Source organism: Streptomyces sp. NPDC057682 (assembly GCF_042799575.1).
In the GTDB taxonomy this organism is placed as follows: Bacteria; Actinomycetota; Actinomycetes; order Streptomycetales; family Streptomycetaceae; genus Streptomyces.
In genome coordinates this window covers 15,394-37,811 of the sequence record NZ_JBHVIN010000024.1, presented here as the reverse complement: position 1 = coordinate 37,811, position 22,418 = coordinate 15,394, and the positions used below count along the sequence as shown (strand labels likewise).

Here is a 22,418-nt window from a genome sequence, read left to right as displayed (position 1 = left end):
CATCGATGGACCGCGCAGCGCGCCGTCCACTACTCATGTCTTACCCGGTACGCCCGGTGAGGCGTCCGGCGTGCTCCAGGTGGCCGGTCAGCCGGGCCTGGATGCGCAGCGTGGCCTCGTCCAGCGCCCTGCGCGTGCGCCGTCCGCTCCCGTCACCGGCTTCGAAGGGTGCTCCGAAGACGATGTCGACGCGGCTGCGCAGCGGCGGCAGTGCCGATATCAACCGTCCGCGGCGCTCGGTGCTTCCCAGGACGGCCACGGGGACGATCGGCGCCCCGCTGCGTACCGCGAAGTAGGCCAGTCCGGCGCGCAGCGAGGCGAAGTCTCCGTCGCCCCGGGTGCCCTCGGGGAATATCCCGAGCACCCCGCCGCCCTCCAGCACCCCGAGGGCCCGGGTGACGGCGGTGCGGTCGGCGGTCGTGCGGTCCACGTCGAGCTGACCGATTCCGCGCAGGAACGGGTCGAGCGGGCCGACGAACGCCTCTTTCTTGATCAGGAAGTGGACGGGCCGGGGCGCGGTGCCCATCAGCATCGGCCCGTCGATGTTGTGCGAGTGGTTCACCGCGAGTATGACGGGTCCGGAGGCCGGAACGCGCCAGGCGCCGAGGACACGGGGCCGGAAGAGCCCGTACATCAGGCCGATCCCGATGCCGCGTCCGACCGCCGCTCCGCGCGGCGAGGGCACGGCCGTGACGGGTGTCACTTGGCGGCCCGCGTCTCCCCGACGAGGGTGACGACGCACTCGATGACCTGCTGGAGGGTCAGCTCGGTGGTGTCGACCTCGACGGCGTCGCCCGCCTTGGCGAGCGGGGAGGTCTTGCGGCCGGAGTCCGCCGCGTCCCGCTTGATCAGCGCCTCCTTGGTGGCGGCCAGGTCGGAGCCCTTGACCTCGCCGCTGCGGCGGGCGGCGCGGGCCTCCGCGGACGCGGTGAGGAAGATCTTGATGTCGGCGTCGGGCAGCACGGTGGTGCCGATATCGCGGCCCTCGACGACGATGCCCTTCTCCGCGCCGGCCGCGATGGAGCGCTGCAGCTCGGTGATCCGGGCGCGGACCTCGGGGACGGCGCTGACCGCGCTGACCTTGGAGGTGACCTCCTGGGTGCGGATGGGGGCGGAGGCGTCCTCGCCGTCGACCGTGATGGTCGGACCGGCCGGGTCCGTGCCGGAGACGATGACCGGCTTGCCGGCCGCGGTGGCCACCTCGACCGGGTCGTGCACGTCGATCCCGTTGTTCAGCATCCACCAGGTGATCGCCCGGTACTGGGCACCGGTGTCCAGGTAGCTCAGGCCGAGCTGGGCGGCGACGGCCTTGGACGTGCTGGACTTGCCGGTGCCGGAGGGGCCGTCGATGGCGACGATCACGGCGGCCGGGGCGGTCCGGACGGCGGCGCTTGCGGTTTCCACGGTGGTGGACACCTTCCTGGTACACGGGGCGGGCGGGACGGGACGCGTGAAACCCGCCCCGCACCAGGTTACCGAGTGCCGGGGCGGGCCCGACCACCCCTGTGGACAACCGTCCGGACCGGTGCCCCCGGGGGCGGGCCGGATGCTCCCTACGGACGGATCGACCAGCCGCGCTCGCGCAGGGCCGCGGCGAGGGACGGGGCGGCGCTCGGTTCGACCATGAGCTGGACCAGTCCGGCCTGCTGGCCGGTGGCGTGCTCGATCCGCACGTCCTCGATGTTGATCCCGGAGCGGCCGGCGTCCGCGAAGATCGCGGCCAGCTCGCCCGGCCGGTCGCTGATGAGGACGGCCACGATCTCGTACGAGGACGGGGCGGCGCCGTGCTTGCCGGGCACCCGGACCCGGCCGGCGTTGCCGCGCCGCAGGACGTCCTGGATGCCTTCGGTGCCCTCGCGGCGCTTCGCCTCGTCGGCGGACTGGAGGGCGCGCAGCGCGGTGACGGTCTCGCCGAGGTCGGCGGCGACCCCGGCGAGGACGTCGGCGACGGGTCCGGGGTTGGCGGAGAGGATCTCCACCCACATCCGGGGGTCGGAGGCGGCGATCCGGGTCACGTCGCGGATGCCCTGGCCGCACAGGCGCACCGCGGTCTCGTCGGCGTCCTCCAGCCGGGCCGCGACCATGGACGAGATGAGCTGCGGGGTGTGGGAGACCAGGGCGACGGCGCGGTCGTGGGCGTCGGCGTCCATGACGACGGGGACGGCCCGGCAGAGCGCGACCAGCTCCAGGGCGAGGTTGAGCACCTCGGTGTCGGTGTCCCGGGTGGGCGTGAGCACCCAGGGGCGGCCCTCGAACAGGTCGGCGGTGGCCGCGAGCGGGCCGGAGCGCTCCTTGCCCGCCATGGGGTGCGTGCCGATGTACGGGGCGAGGTCGACGCCGAGCGCCTCCAGTTCGCGGCGGGGTCCGCCCTTGACGCTGGCCACGTCGAGGTAGCCGCGGGCGACCCCGTCGTTCATGGCCGCGGCCAGGACGGTCGCGGTGTGGGCCGGGGGCACCGCGACCACGGCGAGGTCGACCCGGCCCTCGGGCGGATCGTCCGTACCGGCGCCGAGCGCGGCGGCCGTGCGGGCGGACTCGGGGTCGTGGTCGACGAGGTGGACCGTGATGCCCCGGCCCGCGAGGGCGAGGGCGGCGGAGGTGCCGACGAGGCCGGTTCCGATGACGACGGCGGTTCTCACTGGGCGATGTCCTTGCGCAGGGCGGCGGTGGCGCCGAGGTAGACGTGGGCGATCTCCGACTTGGCGAGATAGGTCTCCACATGGGCGAGGATCCGGACCACCCGGGGCATGGCGCCTTCGATGTCCAGCTCCTGGGCGCAGATCAGCGGGACGTCGACGATGCCCAGGCTCCGGGCGGCCGCGGCCGGGAAGTCGCTGTGGAGATCGGGCGTCGCCGTGAACCAGATGCTGATGAGGTCGTCCGGGACCAGGCTGTTGCGCTCCAGGACCTCGGTCAGCAGCGCGCCGACCCGCTCGCCCATGTGCCCCGCCTCGTCCCGGTCCAGCTGGACGGCTCCCCGGACCGCTCGTACCGCCACGTCGTACTCCTCGCCTGTGCCTCGCCCCGTATGTGCCGGGTTCAGCCTAGAGGGGCGGGGAGCCGGCCGCCGGGGCCGCTCTGTCCGTGAGACGCCCCCGGGTGCGGGGTTTCCCGTACGCTCCCCCGCATGATCACCCCCGAGGACGAGGCGCTGGTGCGCGACCACACGGTCTACTCCTGTGTGATGGGCTCGCGGGCCTTCGGGCTGGCCACGGAGGACAGCGACACCGACCGGCGCGGGGTGTTCCTGGCCCCGACCGCGCTGTACTGGCGGTTCGACAAGCCGCCGACGCATGTCGAGGGTCCGGCCGAGGAGCAGTTCTCCTGGGAGCTGGAACGGTTCTGTTCCCTGGCGCTGCGGGCCAATCCGAATGTGCTGGAGTGCCTGCACTCGCCGTTGGTGGAGCGGATCGACGCGACGGGCCGGGAGCTGCTGTCGCTGCGCGGGGCGTTCCTGTCCCGGCGGGTGCACGAGACCTTCGCGCGGTACGCGACCGGGCAGCGTCGCAAGCTGGAGGCGGATGTGCGGCGGTACGGGGCGCCGCGCTGGAAGCACGCCATGCATCTGCTGCGCCTCCTGGCGTCCGCCCGGGACCTGCTGCGCACCGGGGAGCTGGTCATCGGCGTGGGCGCGGAGCGGGAGTCCCTGCTGGCGGTCAAGCGCGGTGAGGTGACCTGGGAGGAGGTGGAGCGGCGGATGAACCGGCTGGCCGCGGAGAACGACGAGGCGGCCCCCCGCTCACCGCTCCCCGCCGCTCCCGACCGCGCCCGCGTCGAGGACTTCCTGGTCCGCGCCCGCCGCGCCTCGGCGTTGGCCGGCTCCGAACGGCGGGAGACCGCTTAGGCCCCGAGCCGGACGCGCACCACCAGCTCGTGGAGCGCGTCGAAGGCGCCTGGGGCGTCCGGGAGCCTCGTCTCCTCCCGTGCCGTCTCCAGGACCGCGTGCAGAGCCGTCACGTCCCGCGCGGCCGCCTCGCGGTCCACCCCGTCCGCCCCGCCGTACTCGGCGGCGGTCTTGGCCTCGATCAGGCCGGGGAGGTAGCCGGGGGCGGGCACCCGGTCGAGCAGCGTGGGCAGATGGGCCAGCACCTCGCCCGCGCGCATCAGGTGGATTCCGGTGAGCAGGGCCCGGAAGGTGTAGAGGAGCGGTTTCAGCAGCCCGGTGCGCTCGAAGAGCCGCCACTGGGTGTTCGCGAACCCGCGGTAGTGGTGGGCGTGGTGGCGGGTGAGGACGTCCGGGGCGAGTGCCACCAGTTCCGCGTGGGCCGCGGTGGTGTGCACGACCAGCGGCGAGAGCAGCTGTTCCAGGACGTAGCCGTTCGGCTTCAGCATCAGCCGGACGAACTTGCGCAGGTCGTGGGTGACGAGGTCCATCTCCACCCCGTCGCTGTCCCACATCCGCGAACGGGTCTCCTCCGGCGCGCGCAGCCCCAGCAGGTCCTCGGCGGGCAGGACGTGGACCCCCCGAAGGTCCACGTCCGAGTCCCGGGAGGGGAACCCGTACAGATGCGCCCCGGAGACCGTGGCGAACAGCAGCGGGTGGGTCTCGGCTGCGACGACCGGGCCGAGGTCGGTGACCGGCAGCCCGGCGTCCCGGAGGAGTGCGGTGTCCGTATGCATGGCTCAAGCGTCCCAGAGGGCTCCCAGGGACAGCAGGTCGCTCCGGTACTCGATGCGCTCGGACCATTCCTTGGGCCAGGCCGCCGAGCCGAGGTGGGCTCCGGCGAAGGCCCCGGTCAGGCAGCCGAGCGAGTCCGAGTCGCCCCGGGTGCAGGCGGCGCGGCGCAGGGCGGTGACGGGTTCGTCGGGGAAGAGGAGGAAGCAGTGCAGGGCGGTGGCGAGGGCGTCCTCGGCGGTCCAGCCGTCGCCGGTGGCCTCGCAGGGGTCGGTCTCCGGGGACGGGTGGCGCAGGGCGTCCTGGACCCGGGCGAGGGCGGCGAGGCATTCGTCCCAGCCGCGCTGGATGTACTGCTCGGGCGAGGAGTCCCCCGCGTAGCGCCAGAGGTCGCCGAGCCAGCGGGTGAGGTAGCGGTGGCCGTTCTCGTACGCGTAGCTGCGCAACTGGCCGACCAGCCCCATCGGTTCCGCGCCCTGCGCCAGCAGGTACACCGCGCGGGCCGTGAGGTCGGAGGCGGCGAGGGCGGTGGGGTGTCCGTGGGTGAGGGCGGCCTGGAGCTGGGCGGCGCCGGCCCGCTGCTCCTCGCTGAGGCCGGGGACGAGGCCGACGGGTGCGACGCGCATATTGGCGCCGCAGCCCTTGGAGCCGGTCTGGCTGGCCTCTTGCCAGAGGCGGTCGCTGTCCAGGAGCCGGCAGGCGGTCATGCAGGTGCGGCCGGGGGCGCGGTTGTTGTCGGGCGAGTGGTACCAGTCGACGAACTCGTCGCGCACCGGGCGCACCAGCCGCAGCGGGGTGAGCAGTCCGCGGTCGGTCGCGGTCCGGATGCCCCGGGCCAGCGCCAGGGTCATCTGGGTGTCGTCGGTGACGTACGCCGGCTTCGGCAGCCGCATCTGGCGCCACGGGCCGCACTTGGCGAGGATCGAGGGGACGTTGTTGAACTCGGTCGGGAAGCCGAGTGCGTCGCCGAGCGCGAGCCCGGTGAGCGCGCCGGTGGCGGCCTGTTTGGTGAGGGTCCTGGTCACGATCACGTGCTTCTTCCTTCCGGTCGCAGCAGTGGGGGGTGCAGCGCGGTGGCGGCGCCCGCCCGGTGGAGGGCGGCCGGTTTGCCCCGTCCGCCGGTGCGGCGCGGCGGTCCCTCCACGGCCTGGACGAAGCCGGGCGTGGCGAGGACCTTGCGCCGGAAGTTGGGCCGGTCCAGCTCGACGTCCCAGACCGTCTCGTACACCTGCTGGAGCTCTCCCAGGGTGAATTCGGGCGGACAGAACGCGGTGGCCAGACAGGTGTATTCGAGTTTTGCGCCGATCCGGGCGCGGGCGTCGGCAAGGATCCGGTCGTGGTCGAAGGCGAGGGGGCCGAGCCGTCCGGCGTCCCACCAGCGGGCGCTGGCGGCGTCGCCGCCGCCGCGCGGCTCGGGCAGGTCGGGGACGAGGGCGGCATAGGCGACGGAGACGACCCGCATCCGGGGGTCGCGGTCCGGGTCGCTGTAGGTGCGCAGTTGCTCCAGGTGGAGGGCCGAGACGGTGTCCTCGGTGAGTCCGGTCTCCTCGGCCAGCTCCCTGCGGGCCGCGTCCTCGGCGGACTCCCTGGGCCGTACGAAGCCGCCGGGCAGCGCCCAGTGGCCCTTGTACGGGTCCTCGCCGCGTTCGACGAGGAGGACGTGCAGCCGGGTCTCGCGGACCGTGAAGACGGCCAGGTCGACGGTGACGGCGAACGGTTCGAAGGCGTGCGGGTCGTAGCCCGGCGGGGCGGTGGCGCTCATCGGCGCTCCGGGAGGGGCGCGGCGAAGTCCCAGCCCCGCGCGAGGAGCGCGTCGACCGCCTCGACGGCCGCGGCGAGGCGGTCCTCGCGGCTGCCGGTGATCTCGGTGAACGGGCGTCCGGTGCGGGTCAGTTCGGCCCGGAAGCGCTGGGTCATCCAGGGGCGCAGCTCCTCGCCGTCGCGCAGTCCGTCGTCCTCGAAGGCGACGCCCCGGTGGTCGGTGAGGAGCCAGAGGTGGTGGCCGACCCGGTCGGCGATCCGCTCGACGAGGGGGTTGCGCCCGCCGACGTACCGTTCGTGCCAGACGGTCGTGGCGAAGGAGTCGGTGTCGCAGACGAGCAGCGGGGAGCCGGTGCGGGCGGCGGCGTCCTCGTGGGCGTTCTGGGTCTCGGCGATGAGCGGGAAGTCGTGGGTGGTGAAGGAGACGTCCTCCCACTGGGCCCCGGGCCACCGCTCGCGCAGCGCGGCGAGCTTCCGCTCGCTGAACGTGCGTCCGTACTCCGCGACATAGCCGGTGTGCGCCCAGATCCCGCCGCGCCCGCGGTAGTGCCCGGCGAGGTCGCGGGCGAGGGTGGTGGTGCCGGTGGACTCGGCGCCGAGGACGACGACGCGGCGGGCGAGGGCGGCGCGGACGGGCGGTTCGAGGAAGTCCCAGCAGCCGGCCGGATCGGCGCGGACGGCGGTGCCGGAGACCGGGAAGACCGTGCGGCCGGGGTCGACGCAGACGGATTCGGCGCCGAAGCGGCGGGCCAGTTCGTCCCCGTACGACTCCGAGGTGAAGACGGCGTCGACCCGTTCGGGCACGGCTCCGGTGAAGACGGCCATGTGGGCGTCCCATATCGCCGGGTCGTGGAGATCCATCCGGGTGTCGTCCATGGCGCCGACCACGGTCACGTCCGGGTGGACCTCCCGCATCCAGGCGACCCGGTCCGCGAGCGGTACGGATTCCACCGAGGCGGCGCAGACCAGCACGGTCAGCCGCTCGCAGCGGTCCCGGGCGGTGCGGACGAGGTGGTGGTGGCCGGCGTGCGGCGGGTAGAACTTCCCGAGCACCAGTCCGTGGGCGTAGCGCTTCACGCGGCGGCTCCCGCGGTCTCGTGGCGGGGGGCGGCGGGGCCCGGGTCGCGCGCCCAGGAGCGCAGGCCGATCAGGCACAGCGTCAGGAATCCGGCGTACAGCAGCGAGGTCAGGTACAGCTCCTTGTACGCGTACAGCGGGATGTAGACCACGTCGGCGGCGATCCACAGCCACCAGGACTCCAGGAGCTTGCGGCACTGCCCGTAGGTCGCCGTGAGCGAGAGCGCGGTGGTCAGGGCGTCCCAGAAGGGCACGGTCGAGTCGGTCGCCCGGTCGAGGAGAACGGTCAGCGCGAGGGTCCCCACCGCCCCTGCCGCGAGCAGCCAGGCCCATTCGGTGCGGGTGGTCCGCCGCACCGGAAGGGCGCCGGTCCCTGGTCCACCCCCGTGGGTCCAGGTCCACCAGCCGTACGCGGCAAGGGCGATGAAGACGATCTGGAGACCCGCGTCCGCGTACAGCCCGGACTGGGTGAACAGCAGGATGAAGAAGACGTTGTTGGCGATGCCGATGGGCCAGTTGGCGAGGTGCTGGCGGGCCACGAGCCAGACGCAGAGCGCTCCGCTGCCGAAGCCCAGGACCTCGGTCCAGCTGACCGGGGTGTCCAGGACCGTCACCAGGGGTTGCCGCAGGGGATCGAGTACATCCGCGAGACTCACGCCCGCCTCCTTAATAGTCATACTGACTATAAAGAAGGATCGGGGGCGGCAAAAGGCCCGCGGCCGGTTCTCGTACGGGAATCTCGCCGTACGGGAACCGGCCGCGGGCCGGAGCGGGTGGGTGCGGTCCGGCTACAGACCGACCTCACGCATGAGCATGCCCACCTCGGTGTTGGTGAGCCGGCGCAGCCAGCCCGACTTCTGGTCGCCCAGCGGGATCGGGCCGAAGCCGGTGCGCACCAGCCGGTCGACGGGGAAGCCGGCCTCGGCCAGCATCCGCCGCACGATGTGCTTGCGGCCCTCGTGGAGGCTCACCTCGACCAGGTAGTTCTTGCCGGTGTTCTCGACGACGCGGAAGTGGTCGGCGCGGGCGTAGCCGTCCTCCAGCTGGATGCCGTCCTTGAGCCGCTTGCCCAGGTCGCGCGGGAGCGGGCCCTGGATGGCGGCGAGGTAGGTCTTCTTCACGCCGTACTTCGGGTGCGTGAGGCGGTGGGCCAGCTCGCCGTGGTTGGTGAGCAGGATGATGCCCTCGGTCTCGGTGTCCAGCCGGCCGACGTGGAAGAGCCGCGTCTCACGGTTGGTGACGTAGTCGCCGAGGCACTGGCGGCCGTCCGGGTCCTCCATGGAGGAGACGACGCCCGCGGGCTTGTTCAGCGCGAAGAAGAGGTACGACTGCGCGGCGACCGTGAGGCCGTCGACCTTGATCTCGTCCTTGTGGACGTCGACCCGCATGCCCTGCTCGACGACGATCTCGCCGTTCACCTCGACCCTGGCCTGCTCGATCAGCTCCTCGCAGGCGCGGCGCGAGCCCATGCCGGCGCGGGCCAGGACCTTCTGCAGCCGCTCGCCCTCCTGCTCGGCGCCCGGGTGGGTCTTGGGCGTCCTGATGTCCGCCTTGCCGGCGTACCGGTCGCGGTTGCGCTGCTCGATCTTGGCGTCCAGCTCGCGCGGGCGGGCGGGGGCCCCGTACGGCGCGCGCCGGGAACCGCCCTTGGAGCCGCCCGAGGCCGCCTTGGGGCCGCCCTTGGCGCCGCCCCGGGCCGCGGCGCCGCGGCCCTTGCGGGCGCCGCCGTCACCGCCGGGGCGGTCGGGGGCCGAGTCGTAGCGCCGCTCCTCGGGCCGGGGCTTGCGGGGGCGCTCCTCCCACTGCTGGTCGCGCTCGGAGCGGGGGGCGCGGGCGTTCGGGTTGCTGTTGCGGCCCGTGCCGCTGTTGTTCCGCGCTCCGCTCCGGCCGCCGCTCCTGCCTCCGGAGCCGCCGCGGCCCGTGCCGCCGGTTCCGCCGCTCCGGCCTCCGCCGCTGCCGCTTCCGCTGTTCCTGCCACTGCTTCGCATCAAAAATCCGTCTTGTCGTCTGCGTGAGTATCCGGGGTGTCCGGTGCGTCCGGATCGAACGACGGCACACCCTCTAGCGTCTCGGCCTCGATCGCGTCCGCCTCGGGGAGGAAGGGCGCGAGCTCCGGGAGCTCATCCAGGCCACGCAGGCCCATCCGCTCCAGAAAGTAGTTCGTCGTCCTGTACAGGATCGCACCTGTTTCGGGTTCCGCGCCCGCTTCCTCGACCAGCCCCCTCTGGAGCAGGGTCCGCATGACCCCGTCACAGTTCACTCCGCGGACCGCGGAGACCCGGGATCGGCTGACTGGCTGCCGGTAGGCGACCACCGCGAGGGTCTCCAGCGCGGCCTGGGTGAGCCGGGCGTGCTGCCCGTCCAGGACGAAGCGCTCGACCGCCGCCGCGTACGCGGGGCGGGTGTAGAAGCGCCAGCCGCCGGCCACCAGCCGCAGATCGAAACCGCGGCGCTGCACGGTGTAGTCGTCGGCCAGCTCCCGCAGCGCGTCCGCCACGGCCCGCCGGGGCCGCTCCAGCACCTTGGCCAGGTGCTCCTCGGTGGCGGGCTCGTCGACGACCATGAGCACGGCCTCCAGCGCCGGCTTGAGGTCCAGGTCCGCCACGCCTCCGGTGGTCTCCGGTCCGCTCACTCCGTCACGCCCCGCCGCTCGTCCCGCACGTCCGCCGCCTCCTGGTCGAACTCGTCGGTCACCGTCGGCCCCGTTCCCTCTCCCCCGGTCCACCGCACCATCAGCTCCCCGAGCGCCTCGTCCTGGTCCAGCACGACGGCCTTCTCCCGGTAGAGCTCCAGCAGCGCCAGGAACCGCGCCACCACGGTGAGGGTGTCCGGGGCGTCCTCGGTCAGCTCCCGGAAGCTGACCGCCCCGGCCCCGCGCAGCCGCTCCACCACCACGCCCGCCTGCTCGCGCACACTGACCAGCGGGGCGTGGATGTGGTCGATGTAGACCTGCGGCCGGGGCCTGGGCTGCATGGCCTTCACCGCGAGCCGGGCGAAGCCCTCTGCGCCGATGCTGATGACGACGTCGGGCAGCAGCTCGGCGTGGTGCGGTTCGAGCCCCACGGTACGGGGGTAGCGCCGCCCCTCGGACTCCAGGCGCTCGCTGAGGATCTCGGCGATGCGTTTGTACGCGCGGTACTGCAGCAGCCTCGCGAAGAGCAGGTCCCTGGCCTCCAGGAGCGCCAGATCCGCCTCGTCCTCGACCTCGGCGGCGGGCAGCAGCCGGGCGGCCTTCAGATCGAGCAGGGTGGCCGCGACGACCAGGAACTCGGTGGTCTGGTCGAGGTCCCAGTCCGGCCCCATGGCGCGGATGTGGGCCATGAACTCGTCGGTGACCTTGGACAGGGCGACCTCGGTCACATCCAGCTTGTGCTTGGAGATCAGCTGGAGCAGCAGGTCGAAGGGGCCCTCGAAGTTCGCCAGCCGCACGGTGAAACGTCCGTCGCCGTCCTCGGCGGCGGACCGGGGAGCGGCCTCGGACGCGGCTTCCGGCTCGACCGGCGCCTCGGCCTCGGACGCGGGTTCCGGCTCGACCTCGGACTCCGGCTCGGACAGGGGTTCCTGCTCGGTCGCGGCCTCGGAAGCCGCCGCGGGCGCGGGCGCGGTCTCAGGCGCGGGCGCGGTCTCCGGCTCGGGTGCCTCCGCCACCGGCTCCCGCTCCACGCCGCCGCCCCCCGGCCCGCGGCCCAGCGGGCGGCGGGTGGAGCGGGCGGGCTGGTCGGGCGTCGGCATGGGGATCCAGGGTGCGGCGGGACACGGGCGGGAGGATCCGGACCTCGTCGGCCGGGTGCGGGCCCCCGGTGCAGGCTACCGGCGCCGCGCCGGTCAGCGGCCGCGCAGCCGCCGTACGAGAATGCTCGCGTCGCCCCGGGACTCCAGGTCCGCCAGGACGACGGCGACGGCCTCGCGGACGATCCGGCCGCGGTCCACGGCCAGGCCGTGCTCGCCGCGCAGCACCAGCCGCGCGTGTTCGAGGTCCATCAGCTCCTCGGCGGAGACATAGACCGTGATCTTCTCGTCGTGGCGCTCCCGGCCGCTGGGCCTGCGGTTCGCCCCCCGGCCGCCGCGCCCGCGCTGCGGCTGGACGGCCGGCTGCTGCGCCGGCTCCTGGGCGGGCGGCGGGGTGCGGCGGGTCTGCGGGGCCACCGCGGCCCGGTCGCGTTCGCCGGCCCGGCTGCGCGAGTCCCCGGCATCGGCGCCGGCGGCGGAGTGCTCCTCCCGGGCGGGGTCGGCGCCCTCGGGGGCCTCGGAGCCCTCGCCGGACGGTCCGGTCCCGCCCTCACCGGCCGGAGCCGGCACCCGCGCCTCGCCGTTCGCCTTCCGGCGGCGCTCCGCCGGGGAGGAGGACTGGAGGCCCATCCCTCCGGTGGTACGGAACAGTTCGTCGGCCCCGGGCAGACTCACTCGGCGTGACACCGGGCGAGCACCTCCCTGGCGAGCTGGCGGTAGGCGGCGGCACCGACGGAGTTGGAGGCGTACGTGGTGATGGGCTCACCCGCGACGGTGGTCTCGGGGAAGCGGACCGTGCGCCCGATGACCGTGTGGTAGACGTGGTCGTCGAAGGCCTCGACGACGCGCGCCAGGACCTCGCGGCTGTGCACCGTACGGGAGTCGTACATGGTGGCGAGGATGCCGTCGAGCTCCAGATCGGGGTTGAGCCGCTCCTGGACCTTCTCGATGGTCTCGGTGAGCAGGGCGACCCCGCGCAGCGCGAAGAACTCGCATTCGAGCGGCACTATCACCTTGTGGGCGGCGGTCAGCGCGTTCACCGTGAGCAGGCCGAGCGAGGGCTGACAGTCGATCACGATGTAGTCGTAGTCCGCCATCAGCGGCTTCAGGGCGCGCTGCAGGGTGGACTCGCGGGCCACCTCGCTGACGAGCTGGACCTCGGCGGCCGACAGGTCGATGTTGCTCGGCAGCAGGTCCATGTTGGGCACGGCGGTCTTCAGGAGGACCTCGTCGGCCGCCATGCCCCGCTCCATGAGCAGGTTGTAGACGGTGAGGTCGAGCTCCATCGGGTTCACGCCGAGGCCGACCGAGAGGGCTCCCTGCGGGTCGAAGTCGACGAGCAGGACGCGCCGTCCGTACTCCGCGAGCGCGGCACCCAGGTTGATGGTCGACGTGGTCTTGCCGACGCCGCCCTTCTGGTTGCACATCGCGATGATCTTCGCGGGGCCGTGGTCGGTGAGCGGGCCCGGGATCGGGAAGTAGGGCAGGGGCCGGCCGGTCGGGCCGATCCGCTCGCGGCGCTGCCGGGCGGCGTCGGGCGCGAGGGTGGCCGCGTACTCCGGGTCGGGCTCGTACTCGGCGTCGGGGTCGTAGAAGTGCCCCTGGGGTGTTTCGTCGAAGTCGGCGAGGCGGGCGGTGTCGCGGCCGCTCTCGTTGCCGGCCATGGCGTTCACGTGTAGGCCGTCCATCGTCTGGGGGGCTGTCGTCATGTGCTGGTGGGTGGCGAAGGTGCGGACAGCGACGGAGCCGACAGCCTCCAGCCCCTCCGGGCTCTGGCCCTGTACGGGCATCCCTGGTTGAACACCCCCGGGAGTAAATGTCGACTCATTCACAAGTCGTCTTACCTCCTTGGACGTGACCAGGAAACTTATCGATAGGTCAGCGTGGCACCATGCCGACGATGGGCGACTCTATGGCGTGTCACCGGTCCGCAGCAACACAATCCGCCGGACCCGGCCCGATGTGTCGGCAATCGAACACCCCGCTGTCAAGGGTGCGCAGCCCCTCGGGCACACTTTTCGGCGGGGAACGAATCGGTTGAACGGTTACGTTCGAGGCGAGTTGCCCCGCGCCCGGCACGACCGCGGCCGGACCTTGCTCGGCAAGGTCCGGCCGCGGTCGCGAGGTTGACGCCGGGGGTTGACCCGTCAGCCCAGAAGGGTGCTCAGGTCGACGTGCGGCAGACCGTGCGCCTCGGCCACCTCGCGGTAAATGACCTGTCCGTCATGGGTGTTGAGACCCTTGGCCAGCGCGGCGTCACGGCGCAGGGCGTCGGCCCAGCCACGGTTCGCCAGCTCCACGATGTAGGGAAGCGTGGCGTTGGTGAGGGCGTAGGTGGAGGTGTTGGGGACCGCGCCGGGCATGTTGGCGACGCAGTAGAAGACCGAGTCGTGAACCATGAAGGTCGGCTCGGCGTGCGTCGTGGGATGCGAGTCCTCGAAGCAGCCGCCCTGATCAATTGCAATGTCGACAAGTACACTTCCGGGCTTCATCTTGGCGACGAGCTCGTTGGTGACCAGCTTCGGGGCCTTCGCGCCGGGGATCAGCACGGCACCGACGACCAGGTCCGCCTCGACGACCGCCTTCTCCAGTTCGAAGGCGTTGGAGACGACGGTCTGCACCTTGGTGCCGAAGACCTTGTCGGCCTCGCGGAGCTTGTTGATGTCCTTGTCGAGCAGCGTGACGTGGAAGCCGAGGCCCACGGCGATCTGGGTGGCGTTCCAGCCGGAGACGCCGCCGCCGATGACGACGGCACGGCCGGCCGCCGTACCGGGGACGCCGCCGGGAAGCACACCGCGGCCGCCCGCCGAACGCATCAGGTGGTACGCGCCGACCTGCGGGGCGAGCCGGCCCGCGACCTCGGACATCGGGGCGAGCAGCGGCAGGGCGCGGTTCGCGGTCTCGACGGTCTCGTAGGCGATGGCGGTGGTGCCGGACTCCAGCAGCGCGTCGGTGCACTCGCGGGAGGCGGCGAGGTGCAGATAGGTGAAGAGCGTCTGGTCCTTGCGGAGGCGGTGGTACTCCTCGGCGACGGGCTCCTTGACCTTGAGCAGCAGGTCCGCGGTGGCCCACACCTCGTCGGCGGTGGGCAGGATCCGCGCCCCGGCGGCGACGTACTCCTCGTCCGTGATGGAGGAGCCGGCCCCGGCGCTCCGCTCGATGACGACCTCGTGGCCGTGCCGGACGAGCTCGTGCACACCGGCAGGCGTGATCGCCACGCGGAACTCGTTGTTCTTGACTTCGCGGGGGATGCCGACCTTCACGTCGATCACGGTCCTTGGGCTCAGAGGGTCATCCGGACATGACTGTACATACCTGGATGAACACCGCGTAAATGGAGACACCGCGAACACCCGCGGCACAGCCAGTCTAATGAAGGGCTTCTCGCTGTCTAGCCTTACAAAGCATTAATTTTCTGTCGCAGCACTACGGATTTCGTAGGCCACGCTCTCTTCGCCCAGCAGTCTCTCGGCCGCGCCCCGGTGGAGCCCCGCGGCAGCCGGGTCACCGAGCCGGTCGAGGGTGTCCGCGAGCCGCAGCTCCAGGGCCGCCTGCAGCCGCACGTCCTCGGCCCGCCGGGCCCACTCCACGGCCTCCCGGCAGGTCTGGAGCGACTCCTGCGGACGGCCCGCGTACTCCTGCACCCGGGCGATCTCGCTGAGGGCGCGCGCCTGGGCCGGCAGATCGCCGAGCCTGCGGTAACCGGCCGCCGCGGCCCGCCAGTTGCGCAGCGCCTCGCCGTACCGCCCGGCATAGGTGTGGACCGTGCCCAGCCGCCCGTACAGCCGTGCCTCGTCGGCCCGATCGCCCTGGGTGAGGCGCTGGGCGAGCGCCCGTCCGTACCAGTCGGAGGCCCGCTGGTAGTCGCCCAGCTCCGCGTGGGCGCCGCCGATCGACTCCATCGCCCGGCCGGTGGCGTACGGGTCCTTCGCGGCCCGGCCCGCGTCCAGCGCGGCCCGGTAGCGGACCAGCGCCTCACGGGTCCGGCCGGTTCCCGCGTCGAGGTCGGCGAGGTTGAGCAGGGCCGCGGCCCGCTCCCGGGGCAGCTCCCGCCGCTCCGCCACGGCAAGCACCAGACCGTGCAGTCCGTAGAGGTCCGGGGCGGCCGCCTCGGTGCCCTCGTGCACCGCCAGCGCACGCACCAGGGCCGCCACCAACCGCCGCGCCAGTGTGTCCAGTTCGCCGTCCTCGACGGCGACCGCGGCGGAGGCCAGCAGCGCGGGCCTGCGCCGGCGCAGCCAGTCGGCAGCGGCCTCGGGGTGCGGGAAGCGCAGCGAGCGCGGCAGCCCGGCGAGCTTGCGCCGGGACGGGGAGCCCTCGGGGTCGGTGACCGCCCGGCAGGACTGGAGCAGGCGCACGGTCCGCTCCAGCAGTCTGGCCCTGGCGAGCTGGATCTCGGCCGGGCGGTCCCGCTCCTCCAGCAGCGCCCGCAGCATCGGCGCCAGACAGCCGGGCACCTCGTACTGCGGCTCCGCGGCCCCGTCGCCGCGCAGCAGACCGAGCCGGACGAAGTCGTCGAGCGTCGTGCGGGCGGCGGAGACGGAGCAGCCGGCCAGCGCCGAGGCGGTGTGGGCGTCGGCGAGTCCCGCGGGGGCCAGCGCGAGCAGCCGCAGTATCCGGGCGGGGGTCGGTGCGAGGGAGTCGTGGACCAGTCGGAAGGCGCGAGCCAGGGGCCGTGCCCCGGTGGGCAGTTCGGTGTCCTCGGGCAGCTCCCGCAGCTGTTTGGTGACGTCCGCGACCGAGGCGGTGGGGCGGTCGGCGAGCAGGCCGGCGACCATGACGAGTGCGGCGGGCAGTCCGCCGCACTCCTCGGCCAGGGTCTCGGCGGTCAGCGGGTCGACGGTGACCCTGACGTCCCCGATCTCCCGGGCGAGCAACTGGACGGCGGAGGCGGCGTCGAGCCCCCCGAGCGTGCAGGGCCGTACCCCGGGGATTCCGGTCAGCGGTCCCTGCGCGGTGGCGACGACCAGGCAGTCGGGGTTGTCCGGCAGCAGCGGGTCGACCTGTGCGGCGTCGGCCGCGTCGTCGAGCAGCAGAACGGCCCGGCGCACGGCGAGGGCCTCGCGGACCATCTCGGTCAGTTCGTCCTCGTCCGCGCCGGGCGGCCCGGCCACGTCCAGCCGGCCCAGCAGTTCCCGGGCGGCGCGCTCGCCGGGGACGGGGGCGCCGCCGGGTTCGCCGAGCCGCGCGCGGAGCACCCCGTCGGGGTAGTCGCCGGTGTCGAGCAGCCGGCGGGACAGTTCCTCGGCGAGTGCGGTACGGCCGGAGCCGGGGCGTCCGGCGATCAGCAGGACCCGGGCCCGGCCGCTGCGGCGGCCGGCCATGGTGTCCAGGCCGGCCCGCTCGATATCGGCCCGCAGCTCCTTCAACTCGCGTGCACGGCCGAAGAATCGGGGTGGTGCGACGGTGACGGGCCCCTCGGTCCCCGTCGTTCCGGCCGGGCCGCTGGTGTCCACCGCCTGATCCGTCACGGGCCACGCTCCACTTCGCCGCACGCGTCGCCCGCCGGGACTCCGGTCCGGGCAGACAGAGCGTAGTTCAGGCGGGTGGCCGTAACGGGCGGAGCGCGGCGGGGACGTCCCCCGATCGGATCAGCATCTTGTCCGACCGGGGGTGTGCGGGCCGCCCCGCCGGCCGTACGGGACGGTCAGGCCTCGAACGGCCGGGCGGGCCACGGCGCCTCGGCGGGCCGCAGCGCGTCGAGTCCGTCGCCCGCGAGCGCGGCGGCCAGCGAGAGCACGCCCACCACCAGGCAGTTGTTGTGCAGCTCCCCGGCGAGAACGCCCCGCACCAGCTCCTGGAGCGGGATCCGGGCCTGCTCCATGTCGGCCTCCTCCTCGGAGACCTCGAAGCGCTCCCCGTCCGCCTCGGAGATGTTCCGGGCGAGGAAGATCCGTACGGCCTCGTCGCAGCCGCCGGGCGTGGTGTAGACGTCGGTGAGGACCCGCCAGTCCTCGGCCTTGACGTAGGCCTCCTCGTACAGCTCGCGCTGCGCGGCGTGCAGCGGGTTCTCCCCCGGGACGTCGAGCAGTCCGGCCGGGATCTCCCACAGCTTGTGGCGCACCGGGTGGCGGTACTGGCGCAGGACGAGGACGCGGCCCTCGTCGTCGAGCGCGAGCACCGCGACCGAGCCGGGGTGGACCTGGTAGTCGCGGCGCACGACCGAACCGTCGGGCATCTCCACGTCATCGGTGCGGACGCTGGTCTTGTTGCCCCGGAAAGGGGTCTCGGTCGCGGTGACCGGCCATTCCTCGGGCGTGTCCTGGATACCCATCTACGTCCTCCCACAAAAAACGGTGACCGGGACGCGTGTCCTCGAAGGACGCGCGTCCCGGTCCACCGTAACGCCTGGCGGGCCGCCGTTACTTGCCCTCGGCCGCGCTCACCTTGCGGGCCACGGCCGCCTTGACCAGGCCCGCGAACAGGGGGTGCGGGCGGGTCGGGCGGGAGCGCAGCTCCGGGTGGGCCTGGGTGGCGACGAGGTACGGGTGCACCTCGCGCGGGTACTCGACGTACTCGACGAGCTTGTTGTCCGGGGAGGTGCCGGAGAAGACCAGTCCGGCCTTCTTCTCCAGCTCGGCCCGGTAGGCGTTGTTGACCTCGTAGCGGTGGCGGTGGCGCTCCTCCACGTACGGCTGGTCGTCGTAGGCCTCGCGGACGAGCGAGCCCTCGGCGAGCTTCGCCGGGTACAGGCCGAGCCGCATGGTGCCGCCCAGGTCGCCCGCGCCCTCGACGTAGGCGAGCTGCTCCTCCATCGTCGAGATGACGGGGTGGGCGGTCGCGGCGTCGAACTCGGTGGAGTTGGCGTCGGGGATCTCGGCCAGGTTGCGCGCGGCCTCGATCACGATGCACTGCAGGCCCAGGCAGAGGCCGAGCAGCGGCACCTTGTTCTCGCGGGCGAACTGGATCGCGCCGACCTTGCCGATGACACCGCGCTCGCCGAAGCCGCCGGGGATGCAGATCGCGTCGACGTCGCCGAGCGCGGTGCGGGCACCGGCGGGGGTCTTGCAGTCGTCGGAGGCGACCCACTTGACCTTGACCCGGGCCTTGTTGGCGAAGCCGCCGGCCCGGATGGCCTCGGTCACCGAGAGGTAGGCGTCCGGCAGGTCGATGTACTTGCCGACCAGGGCGACGGTGACCTCGTGGTCGGGGTTGTGGACGCGGTCCAGCAGATCGTCCCAGGTGGTCCAGTCGACATCGCGGAACGGCAGGTCGAGCTTGCGCACGACGTAGGCGTCCAGACCCTCGGTGTGGAGCACCTTGGGGATGTCGTAGATCGACTTGGCGTCCACACAGGCCACCACGGCGGCCTCGTCGACGTCGCACATCAGCGAGATCTTGCGCTTGATCGCGGTCGGCACGTCGCGGTCGGCGCGCAGCACGATGGCGTCCGGCTGGATACCGATGTTGCGCAGCGCGGCCACCGAGTGCTGGGTGGGCTTGGTCTTCAGCTCGCCGGAGGGGCCGATGTAGGGCAGCAGCGAGATGTGCACGACGAAGACGTTGTCCCGGCCGACCTCGTGGCGGACCTGGCGGACGGTCTCCAGGAACGGCAGCGACTCGATGTCGCCGACCGTGCCGCCGACCTCGGTGATGACGACGTCGACGTCGTCGGTGGCCATGCGGCGGATGCGGTGCTTGATCTCGTTGGTGATGTGCGGGATGACCTGGACGGTGTCGCCCAGGTACTCGCCGCGCCGCTCCTTGGCGATGACCTGGGAGTAGACCTGGCCGGTGGTGACGTTGGCGGAGCCGTCGAGGTCGACGTCGAGGAAGCGCTCGTAGTGGCCGATGTCCAGGTCGGTCTCGGCGCCGTCGTTGGTGACGAACACCTCACCGTGCTGGAACGGGTTCATCGTGCCCGGGTCGACGTTCAGGTAGGGGTCCAGCTTCTGCATGGTGACCCGGAGACCGCGCGCCTTGAGCAGGGCGCCGAGGCTGGAGGCAGTCAGACCCTTGCCGAGGGACGAGGCGACACCCCCGGTGACGAAGATGTGCTTGGTCGTCGTGGATGTGGGCTGCATAGCCAAAGGGGGCTCCCGTGGTCGCGATCATGAGGTGCGTGCCGGCCGCCGTCCGGTGATTTCCGGAGATGCCGTCGCTGCGGTTCGGGGGCCTCGTCTGCTGTTGCGGACGACCACCGGTCCACGGGCTACCAGGGTATCAGCGACGGCGGGAGCCTGCTTCCGGCCACTCCGCACACCGCGGGGCACCGGCGCAACCCCTGTGACCCCCGGTCTCCCGCGTCCCACCCAATCAGCTCACCAGTCTTGTCAAGAGCGTCGCGCGGATCACCCGGGTGCGTCGTATCCTGCTCGGACACTCGCCCCGGGCGAGGTACGGATCCGCAGGTTCCCCCAGTTCAACCCCCCGCAACGACCCCTTGACCCGCAGTAAGCGCCCCACGGGGCGACATGGCCGTTCGACTGGAGACGCACGTGGCCGGGCGCATCGAGGATTACGCACTCATCGGAGACATGCAGACCGCCGCCCTGGTCTGCCGGGACGGCACGGCCGACTGGCTGTGCCTGCCCCGCTTCGATTCCCATGCCGTCTTCGCGGGACTGCTGGGCACCGAGGAACACGGTTTCTGGCGCCTGGGACCGGCCCGCGCGGACGGCACCGATCCCCCGGCGGCGGACCGCCGCCGCTACCGCGGGGACTCCCTGATCCTGGAATCGGAGTGGGACACCCCGCGCGGCACCGTCCGGGTGACGGACTTCATGCCGCCGCGCGACGGGGCGCCCCAGCTGATCCGGATCGTGGAGGGGGTCAGCGGCCGGGTGCCGATGCGCTCCGAACTGCGGATGCGGTTCAGCTACGGGCGCGTCACCCCGTGGGTGCACAAGGTGGACGGCCGTACGGTCGCCGTCGCCGGACCCGACTCCGTCTGGTTCGACACCCCGGCGGAGACGTACGGCGAGAACCTCACGACGTACTCCGACTTCATCGTCACCCCGGGCGACCGGATCGCGCTCACCATCAGCTGGCAGCCCTCGCACCGCGAGCCGCCCGCGCTGCCGGACCCGGAGGGGTCTCTGGAGGCCACCGCGGACTTCTGGCGCGAATGGGTCGAGCAGTGTACGTACCACGGCCCCTACCGCGAGGCCGTCGTCCGCTCGCTGATCACGCTGAAGGCGCTGACGTACGCGCCGACCGGCGGCATCGTCGCCGCGCCGACCACCTCCCTGCCGGAGGACATCGGCGGCTCCCGCAACTGGGACTACCGCTACACCTGGCTGCGGGACGCCGCGATCACCCTCTCCTCGCTGCTGCGCACCGGCTACCGCGAGGAGGCCCGCGCCTGGCGCGAGTGGCTGCTGCGCGCGGTCGCCGGCGACCCGGAGAACCTGCAGATCATGTACGGCATCGCCGGCGAGCGGGAGCTGGGCGAGGCGGAGCTGGAGTGGCTGCCGGGCTACGAGGGCTCGGCCCCGGTCCGGGTGGGCAACGGGGCGGCGGGCCAGCTCCAGCTGGACGTGTACGGCGAGGTCACCGAGGCGCTGCACCTGGCGCACATGACGGGGCTGACCCGCAACGACTACGCCACCGGCCTCCAGCTCAAGCTGATCGAGTACCTGGAGAAGCACTGGGACGAGCCCGACGAGGGCATCTGGGAGGTGCGCGGTCCGCGCCGGCACTTCGTGCACTCCAAGGTGATGGCCTGGGTCGCGGTCGACCGGACGATCAAGCTCATCGAGTCCGGGGACTCCGAGGGCCCGCTGGAGCGCTGGCGGGAGCTGCGCGACGACATCCACCGGGACGTCTGCGAACGGGGCTACGACAAGGAGCGCAACACCTTCACCCAGTCCTACGGCTCCAAGGAGCTGGACGCCTCCCTGCTGCTGATCCCGCAGATGGGCTTCCTGCCGCCCGACGACAAGCGGGTCATCGGGACCATCGAGGCGATCCAGCGGGAGCTGTCCACCGAGGACGGTTTCGTGCTCCGCTACCCGACCTCGGGCGAGGACGCGGGCGTGGACGGGCTGGAGGGCGACGAGGGCGCGTTCCTGGCGTGCTCGTTCTGGCTGGCCGACGACCTGGCGATGATCGGCCGGGTCGACGAGGCCCGGCAGCTCTTCGAGCGGCTGCTCTCGCTCCGCAACGACCTGGGTCTGCTGGCCGAGGAGTGGGACGCCCGGCTCCAGCGCCAGGTGGGCAACTTCCCGCAGGCCTTCAGCCATGTGCCGCTGATCGACACGGCCCTGCGGCTGACGGCGAGCGGGGCGTACGTGGGCTGACGGACCAGGGCGCGGCGGGCTCCGGGGCCCGCCGCGCCGTGGTCCGGCCCGATCCGAACGGACAGCCCTCAGTCGCCCGTGGCGACCGGGCGGTCCGGCGAGGGCAGCCCCCATTCGCTCCAGGAGCCGTCGTACACCGCCGTCCCGCCGCGTCCGGCCAGTTCGGCGGCGAGCGCGGGCACACAGGCGGTGACACCCGATCCGCAGCTGAACAGCAGTCTGCTCCGGTCCGGGGCGAGGGCGTCGAACAGGGCCCGCAGCTCGGCCGCCGGGCGCATCCGGCCCTCGTGCTGGACCTCGGTGAAGGGCAGGCTGACCGCACCGGGCATATGGCCGCCGCGCAGGCCCGGACGCGGTTCGGGCGCGGTGCCCCGGAAGCGTTCCCGGGACCGGGCGTCGAACACGGCGGCCGCCGGATCGGTGAGGGCGGCGGCCACCTCGTCGGCGTCGACGAACAGGCCGGGGCGTTCCACGGCCGTGAAGTCGCCGCGCTCGGGAGGCCCGCCGGGGGCGCCCTCCTCGACCGGCAGTCCGGCGGCCGTCCAGCCGGGCAGCCCGCCGTCGAGGACCGCGACCCGGTCGAAGCCCATGGCCCGGAGCATCCACCACCCCCGCGCGGCCGAGTAGAGACCGGCCGCGTCGTAGACCACGGCCGTGTCGCCGTCGTGGAGGCCGAGCGCGCGCATCTCCTCGGTGAACCGGGCGGCGTCGGGCATGGTGTGCGGCAGCGGTGCGCCGGGGGCGGACAGGGCTCCGTCCAGATCGAAGGGGCGCGCCCCGGGGATCCGCACGGGGGCTCCCCGGTGGGCGCCGACCGAGGCGTCGAAGACCCGCAGTCCGGGCCGCCCCAGCCGGGCGGCGAGCCAGTCGGGCCCCACGAGCGGGCCGGGCGGGGCCTCCTCGTACGGGGCTGTCGCGTCGTCCATGGGTCCTCCCCCGTGCCGGTGCCGAAGGGTCAAGATCGCAGCGGGGCCGCGGGCTGTCAACGGCCCGCC

General features: G+C 72.8%; 21 protein-coding genes. 2 read left to right on the top strand and 19 right to left on the bottom strand.

Features of this window, described 5'->3' with window-relative positions; all coding sequences use genetic code 11:
- Positions 1-40 precede the first annotated feature (40 nt).
- The 4 genes from ACFVDM_RS34165 to aroH all read right to left on the bottom strand — a co-directional run bounded on the left by ACFVDM_RS34165 (position 41) and on the right by aroH (position 2,998).
- Complete coding sequence (locus tag ACFVDM_RS34165) at positions 41-703, bottom strand: lysophospholipid acyltransferase family protein (protein WP_383649819.1); 663 nt, start codon at positions 701-703, stop codon at positions 41-43.
- Positions 700-1,416, bottom strand: coding sequence for a (d)CMP kinase (gene cmk / locus ACFVDM_RS34160; protein ID WP_383649816.1), 717 nt, complete (start codon positions 1,414-1,416; stop codon positions 700-702). Before cmk ends, ACFVDM_RS34165 begins: the two co-directional genes overlap by 4 nt.
- A 137-nt stretch (positions 1,417-1,553) precedes the next feature.
- Positions 1,554-2,639, bottom strand: a complete 1,086-nt coding sequence (locus tag ACFVDM_RS34155) for a prephenate dehydrogenase (RefSeq protein ID WP_383649814.1) — start codon at positions 2,637-2,639, stop codon at positions 1,554-1,556.
- Complete coding sequence (gene aroH, locus ACFVDM_RS34150; RefSeq protein ID WP_383649812.1) at positions 2,636-2,998, bottom strand: chorismate mutase; 363 nt, start codon at positions 2,996-2,998, stop codon at positions 2,636-2,638. Before aroH ends, ACFVDM_RS34155 begins: the two co-directional genes overlap by 4 nt.
- A 129-nt stretch (positions 2,999-3,127) precedes the next feature.
- Here aroH and ACFVDM_RS34145 point away from each other — a divergent pair, with 129 nt between their 5' ends.
- On the top strand, positions 3,128-3,844 hold the full coding sequence (locus ACFVDM_RS34145; RefSeq protein ID WP_383649810.1) for a DNA polymerase beta superfamily protein: 717 nt from the start codon (positions 3,128-3,130) through the stop codon (positions 3,842-3,844).
- On the opposite strand, the gene ACFVDM_RS34140 is transcribed toward ACFVDM_RS34145, so the two are convergent.
- The 14 genes from ACFVDM_RS34140 to ACFVDM_RS34075 form a co-directional block, all read right to left on the bottom strand.
- Positions 3,841-4,620: a DNA polymerase beta superfamily protein gene (locus tag ACFVDM_RS34140; protein WP_383649808.1), complete on the bottom strand. Its 780-nt coding sequence runs from the start codon at positions 4,618-4,620 to the stop codon at positions 3,841-3,843. The genes ACFVDM_RS34145 and ACFVDM_RS34140 overlap by 4 nt on opposite strands.
- A 3-nt stretch (positions 4,621-4,623) precedes the next feature.
- Positions 4,624-5,646, bottom strand: coding sequence for an ADP-ribosylglycohydrolase family protein (locus tag ACFVDM_RS34135; RefSeq protein WP_383649805.1), 1,023 nt, complete (start codon positions 5,644-5,646; stop codon positions 4,624-4,626).
- Positions 5,643-6,377, bottom strand: a complete 735-nt coding sequence (locus ACFVDM_RS34130) for an NUDIX domain-containing protein (protein ID WP_383649803.1) — start codon at positions 6,375-6,377, stop codon at positions 5,643-5,645. Before ACFVDM_RS34130 ends, ACFVDM_RS34135 begins: the two co-directional genes overlap by 4 nt.
- Entirely contained in the window at positions 6,374-7,453 is a 1,080-nt protein-coding gene (locus tag ACFVDM_RS34125; RefSeq protein ID WP_383649798.1) for an AAA family ATPase, read from the bottom strand. Before ACFVDM_RS34125 ends, ACFVDM_RS34130 begins: the two co-directional genes overlap by 4 nt.
- Positions 7,450-8,109 (bottom strand): nicotinamide riboside transporter PnuC, encoded by a 660-nt coding sequence (gene pnuC / locus ACFVDM_RS34120; RefSeq protein ID WP_383649794.1) that lies wholly within the window; start codon positions 8,107-8,109, stop codon positions 7,450-7,452. The genes ACFVDM_RS34125 and pnuC overlap by 4 nt, the downstream gene beginning before the upstream one ends.
- 132 nt (positions 8,110-8,241) lie before the next feature.
- Positions 8,242-9,441 carry a pseudouridine synthase gene (locus ACFVDM_RS34115; RefSeq protein WP_383649791.1) on the bottom strand — a complete coding sequence of 400 codons (1,200 nt, stop codon included), beginning with the start codon at positions 9,439-9,441 and terminating at the stop codon, positions 8,242-8,244.
- On the bottom strand, positions 9,441-10,085 hold the full coding sequence (gene scpB, locus ACFVDM_RS34110) for an SMC-Scp complex subunit ScpB (RefSeq protein ID WP_383649787.1): 645 nt from the start codon (positions 10,083-10,085) through the stop codon (positions 9,441-9,443). Before scpB ends, ACFVDM_RS34115 begins: the two co-directional genes overlap by 1 nt.
- Positions 10,082-11,185 (bottom strand): segregation and condensation protein A, encoded by a 1,104-nt coding sequence (locus tag ACFVDM_RS34105; RefSeq protein WP_383649782.1) that lies wholly within the window; start codon positions 11,183-11,185, stop codon positions 10,082-10,084. Before ACFVDM_RS34105 ends, scpB begins: the two co-directional genes overlap by 4 nt.
- Positions 11,186-11,278: 93 nt before the next feature.
- The gene (locus tag ACFVDM_RS34100; protein WP_383650138.1) at positions 11,279-11,857 is read right to left on the bottom strand and encodes a hypothetical protein; all 579 of its coding nucleotides are present in this window, start codon (positions 11,855-11,857) and stop codon (positions 11,279-11,281) included.
- Entirely contained in the window at positions 11,854-12,972 is a 1,119-nt protein-coding gene (locus ACFVDM_RS34095; RefSeq protein ID WP_383649777.1) for a ParA family protein, read from the bottom strand. The genes ACFVDM_RS34100 and ACFVDM_RS34095 overlap by 4 nt, the downstream gene beginning before the upstream one ends.
- Before the next feature lie 357 nt (positions 12,973-13,329).
- Positions 13,330-14,445: an alanine dehydrogenase gene (gene ald, locus ACFVDM_RS34090; RefSeq protein WP_383650136.1), complete on the bottom strand. Its 1,116-nt coding sequence runs from the start codon at positions 14,443-14,445 to the stop codon at positions 13,330-13,332.
- Between the two features lie 144 nt (positions 14,446-14,589).
- Positions 14,590-16,653 (bottom strand): tetratricopeptide repeat protein, encoded by a 2,064-nt coding sequence (locus ACFVDM_RS34085; RefSeq protein WP_383649774.1) that lies wholly within the window; start codon positions 16,651-16,653, stop codon positions 14,590-14,592.
- 176 nt (positions 16,654-16,829) lie between these two features.
- Positions 16,830-17,456, bottom strand: a complete 627-nt coding sequence (locus ACFVDM_RS34080; RefSeq protein ID WP_383649769.1) for an NUDIX domain-containing protein — start codon at positions 17,454-17,456, stop codon at positions 16,830-16,832.
- Positions 17,457-17,544: 88 nt separating this feature from the next.
- Positions 17,545-19,206: a CTP synthase gene (locus ACFVDM_RS34075; RefSeq protein ID WP_383649764.1), complete on the bottom strand. Its 1,662-nt coding sequence runs from the start codon at positions 19,204-19,206 to the stop codon at positions 17,545-17,547.
- A 414-nt stretch (positions 19,207-19,620) separates the two neighbouring features.
- Between ACFVDM_RS34075 and ACFVDM_RS34070 the strand changes: the two genes are divergently transcribed.
- On the top strand, positions 19,621-21,423 hold the full coding sequence (locus tag ACFVDM_RS34070; RefSeq protein ID WP_383650134.1) for a glycoside hydrolase family 15 protein: 1,803 nt from the start codon (positions 19,621-19,623) through the stop codon (positions 21,421-21,423).
- Positions 21,424-21,491: 68 nt separating this feature from the next.
- On the opposite strand, the gene ACFVDM_RS34065 is transcribed toward ACFVDM_RS34070, so the two are convergent.
- Positions 21,492-22,349, bottom strand: coding sequence for a sulfurtransferase (locus ACFVDM_RS34065; protein ID WP_383649760.1), 858 nt, complete (start codon positions 22,347-22,349; stop codon positions 21,492-21,494).
- Between the last annotated feature and the right edge of the window lie 69 nt (positions 22,350-22,418).

Bases quoted from the DNA above. Each gene is read 5' to 3' on its own strand.
- ACFVDM_RS34145 (WP_383649810.1), top strand. From the start codon at position 3,128: ATGATCACCCCCGAGGACGAGGCGCTGGTGCGCGACCACACGGTCTAC.
- ACFVDM_RS34140 (WP_383649808.1), bottom strand. From the start codon at position 4,620: ATGCATACGGACACCGCACTCCTCCGGGACGCCGGGCTGCCGGTCACC.
- ACFVDM_RS34130 (WP_383649803.1), bottom strand. From the start codon at position 6,377: ATGAGCGCCACCGCCCCGCCGGGCTACGACCCGCACGCCTTCGAACCG.
- ACFVDM_RS34115 (WP_383649791.1), bottom strand. From the start codon at position 9,441: ATGCGAAGCAGTGGCAGGAACAGCGGAAGCGGCAGCGGCGGAGGCCGG.
- ACFVDM_RS34105 (WP_383649782.1), bottom strand. From the start codon at position 11,185: ATGCCGACGCCCGACCAGCCCGCCCGCTCCACCCGCCGCCCGCTGGGC.
- ACFVDM_RS34095 (WP_383649777.1), bottom strand. From the start codon at position 12,972: ATGCCCGTACAGGGCCAGAGCCCGGAGGGGCTGGAGGCTGTCGGCTCC.
- ACFVDM_RS34080 (WP_383649769.1), bottom strand. From the start codon at position 17,456: ATGGGTATCCAGGACACGCCCGAGGAATGGCCGGTCACCGCGACCGAG.
- ACFVDM_RS34075 (WP_383649764.1), bottom strand. From the start codon at position 19,206: ATGCAGCCCACATCCACGACGACCAAGCACATCTTCGTCACCGGGGGT.
- ACFVDM_RS34065 (WP_383649760.1), bottom strand. From the start codon at position 22,349: ATGGACGACGCGACAGCCCCGTACGAGGAGGCCCCGCCCGGCCCGCTC.